This is a genomic window from Halorientalis persicus (assembly GCF_900110215.1).
GTDB classification, from domain to species: Archaea; Halobacteriota; Halobacteria; order Halobacteriales; family Haloarculaceae; genus Halorientalis; species Halorientalis persica.
Genome location: NZ_FOCX01000084.1, coordinates 1 through 3,909 on the forward strand (window position 1 = coordinate 1; position 3,909 = coordinate 3,909).

Annotated in this window: 3 protein-coding genes and 1 pseudogene; 2 read left to right on the forward strand and 2 right to left on the reverse strand. The window is 45.6% G+C overall.

What is annotated here, in order from left to right:
* A pseudogene (locus BMX17_RS24575) lies at positions 1-146 on the forward strand (IS6 family transposase); the annotation flags it as partial.
* Between the two features lie 27 nt (positions 147-173).
* Here BMX17_RS24575 and BMX17_RS24580 read toward each other — a convergent pair.
* Complete coding sequence (locus tag BMX17_RS24580) at positions 174-1,520, reverse strand: FG-GAP repeat protein (protein ID WP_170845568.1); 1,347 nt, start codon at positions 1,518-1,520, stop codon at positions 174-176.
* Between the two features lie 698 nt (positions 1,521-2,218).
* On the opposite strand from BMX17_RS24580, the gene BMX17_RS26575 reads away from it, so the two are divergent.
* Complete coding sequence (locus tag BMX17_RS26575; protein ID WP_170845569.1) at positions 2,219-2,578, forward strand: hypothetical protein; 360 nt, start codon at positions 2,219-2,221, stop codon at positions 2,576-2,578.
* A 272-nt stretch (positions 2,579-2,850) separates the two neighbouring features.
* Here the strand turns inward: BMX17_RS26575 and BMX17_RS24585 are convergent.
* A partial coding sequence (locus BMX17_RS24585) for a restriction endonuclease (RefSeq protein WP_139203784.1) occupies positions 2,851-3,909 on the reverse strand: 1,059 nt, incomplete at its 5' end.

Genomic DNA, 3,909 nt, shown 5'->3' on the forward strand with positions numbered 1-3,909 from the left:
ATGGAAATCGAAACAGCGTCGAACGTGTCTTTCGTGAGGTAAAATGCCGTACCTCTTCGTTCTCAAACTGTTTCAGCAACGCCCAGCGAGACACAACTGACGACTGGCTCCAATCATTCGCCTTCGCATGGAACCAGCTAATCTGAACACCGATCTCCAAAACGGCGCAAAATTCATTTGAAAACGTATGCAGACCCACTAAACTGACCGTTCGGGCTGTCGGCATTGTAAGCCCCGATGATAGCTATCGTCCCATCGTTTGATACTGTGACAGATTCACCAAACCGATCATTTTTGCTTCCATCGTTAGCTACAAGCTTTGCTTGTTGAGTCCAGTTTTCATCTACCCGTGAAAATGCATACGCAGAACCTGCATAGTTGCCGTTTGGTTCCGCGTCCGTGTAAGACCCGATGATAGCAGTTGTCCCGTCTTCCGATACTGCGACTGCAATACCGAATGAATCATCATCGGTGCCGTTTTTGGCTACGAGTTTCGTCTCCTGAGTCCATCCATCATTTTCCTGTGAGAACACGTGCGTGGAACCCGCATTTTCACCATTCGAGTTGTCCTCGCCATTGGCACCTATGAGAGCAGTTGTCCCGTCACCCGATACTGCAACACTAGTGCCGAAGCCATCACTCATCTCACCATTAGGGGCAGTGAGTTTTGTTCGTTGAGTCCAACTCCCATTTTCTCGTACGAATACATACGTGGATCCAGCACGAGGACCATTTGGATCCTCGTCGGCAGAGGCTCCAATGATGGCAGTCGTTCCGTCGCCTGATATTGCGACATCCGTTCCGAAAAAATCCGTTCCATCACCATCATTAGCTATGAGTTTTGCTTCCTGAGTCCACTCTCCATCTTCTTTCGAGAATATGTATGCAGACCCGGCATATTCGCCGTTTGAGTTAGAAGCATGAGAGGCACTAATGAGAGCAGTTGCCCCATCACCTGAAATTGCAACTCTAGAACCAAATTCACTGCCATCACCGGGGACATTGAGTTTTGCCTGTTGACTCCATCCCCCACCGGTCTGCACGAATACGTACGCAGCTCCGAGACGGTCTCCCTCTGGACCCGATTCACTAGGCGCACCAATCAGAGCGATAGATCCATCATTTGATACAGCTACCGACGCACCAAAACTGAGGGACCCTTCACTTTCGTCACCGAAGAGTTTGTCCTCCCGTTTCCAGCCCCCTTCTCTCTGCATGAACACATATGTGGAACCTGCATTTCTACCATTATCATCATCACCATCGGCACCGATGATTGCAGTTGTCCCATCACCAGATATTGCAACCCCCTCCCCAAAGGCATCTTTACGATCTCCATCAGAAGGAATTATCTTGTGAAGCTGTTGTGTGGGTGCAGTCACGTTGTCTGAAGTCTGTGGTTGGGATGTGTCTGTATGGTTACTGTCTGAAGGTTGATCCGTATTTGCTTCGCTCCCGCTATTACTGAATTGACTACAGCCAGCAAGTGTAAAAGTACTACTTGCTCCGAGGAATTTCATGATGTGTCGTCGGTTACAATCCATATTTTCTATTTATATAGAGGTTATTAAATATCACATGGTGATATCAAACCTCGAAGGTCTGCCGTGTTGATTCGATGGAAACGCTGCTACGCCATGAGAGCGTGAACTAACACATGAGACGCAAGAGACCGACCGCTATTCCGTGCCTTAGAGCACGTCGTTTGCTGGTCCGTGTGCGAAAGAAGCCGAGTCATGGGCGTGACAGCCCGGATAGGTGAATCTTTGCTTCACGCACTGGCGTCTCGGGTGAACAAACCATCCGTCTCATGCGTCTTTAGCTAAGCGAAGAACCGCCTGACAGTAGCGGCTTATCAAGGCATCTTTGCGAGAGGATTGAGGAGGGACCGAGTGTGTCCAACACTCCCCCCTCAGATCAGATTGAACGTCGGCCATTCGTTTTTAGCTCAGACCAGTAGTAATATTTCACCTAATGATTATGCCCGATGGTAGTAGATGAAGAAATCTAACGACTGAAACGCTCTTGCAGCTGAAAGTAGACGATACAGAACCTTTGGAAACCGTCTTTTCGTCCCGTAGCAGTCGTGTTCTAACGAGATCTACTCTCAAATCGACGCGATCCAGTATTACTCTGAGTATTAGCTAAAGACGAATGCTCCCTGGCGGATACATCAGTTACAGTTGAAGAAAGCGCTGGATTCGACACATTGGAAAATGTGACATTTTCGGCAACTAACCTCGAAAGCGATGATGGGGACACTATCTCGGCCGATAATGTATCGTTCGGGCAATCCGGATTTGATATCCCCCCGAGCAGTCATGAGACTATCGAAGTAACAGTTGACATTCCAAGTAGCGCCAAGGGAGACTACAGCGGTGAAATCGAGGTTTCCTCAGCTGAGTCATCTTTTGCAGCCCCATTAATCCTATCAGTCACCCCTTCACTTGATTACTACCGTAACGATACAGGTAGGGTTGATACGAATAGGCTCCGAGAGGCGATCAACGACTGGGGAGCAGGGGACATTGACACGACCCTGTTGCGCGAAGTAATCGACGCCTGGTCAAGCGGTTAGTCATAACGAGCCTATCATAGAAAGCGTCGAGCGTGTCATAGAAGAGGTCTCATACCAGTTCTTCGCTCCCTTGATTCGTTCAGTACAGAAGGTTCAGTGAAATACGATTACTTATTATACATCCTCTAGCTGTCATTCTTCGACAACTACACACGACCCGGTGCTAAGTACGATATTACTAACATATTTGATCGCATACTACAGTGACTTGTCTCCCAATTTAGTTCAGGTATGAAAAATACACAAGTGCGACCGATAACCCTCAGTATTGACTAACTATCACTAAGAGAATAATGGTGTTTTGAATTCTCTTTGGGTAGTCCGCTGATTATCTGTACTTTAGAAACATCTTTGTTGAAAATGTTGTCTAATATTAAACTAGATATTTTTGCCTGCTTTTTTGCATCTATCTCATTTCTACACCTAGTATCTATAGTAAATGTAAATGACACCCGGTCATCTCCGGTCTTTGTATTCTTACTTTGCTCCTTGGGTCTGTTTATTTCACTCTTTATTATTTCCCAGCCATATATCTTAACAGTCTTCTGAAACCTCCGAAAAGTTGAATCTGAATTAGAAAAGTGCTTTATTTTATGTATTGAGCCTTGGATAATGTAGCAGCTATTTTTACGGCCACTCAAGCTTGGAAAATTAGGCGGAATATCTGAACACTGGTTGTTGAAGTTAAAATATAATATTCTATTGCTTTTTCTTTCCCAATTTGGAATATATTCTTTATAGACTTCTGCTAATCTTTTTTCAATAGACGATAGGTTTTCTAAGGAAATGTGTTTTTCAGGATCTCCATCTCGTCCTGACCCTTTCTGAGATACTTGGCCGATAATAGAAGCATTCTTTGAATCGCCATTACTATCTGTAGCTGAATCATCGGTCTTTCGCTTTTCAACCTCCTGCTGTATTTTTCTCCATTTCTCGTTCGTTAATCCTTCTGGCCTTTCTTTTGGCATTTCACACTCAAGGAAGTGTGATACGAAAGGGAACCACCCTGTCCGTTTAAATGTCTTTTGACAGTTTGGGCAGTTGACTATTGGAGTATCTTTATCATCACGATCTTCCCAATCTAAATCATTGGCAGGCTCTGTACTCTGGTCGACACCACCTTCGCTTCGTCTTGTGGTTTGGAGTTCAACACCACGGTTTTCGGCTACCTCTATAGCGTCTGATGTGAATGACGACGTAGTAACAACAAGGACACGATCAATATCCTGACGTGCTAAAAGCCCAGCAGCGCGCTGGATTGCTGGGCTCCCGACCTTATTTCCCGGCGAATAGTGCTTAGCCTGAACTGCAATTTGGATACCTTTTTTTTT

Bases quoted from the DNA above. Each gene is read 5' to 3' on its own strand.
- BMX17_RS24580 (WP_170845568.1), bottom strand. From the start codon at position 1,520: ATGAAATTCCTCGGAGCAAGTAGTACTTTTACACTTGCTGGCTGTAGT.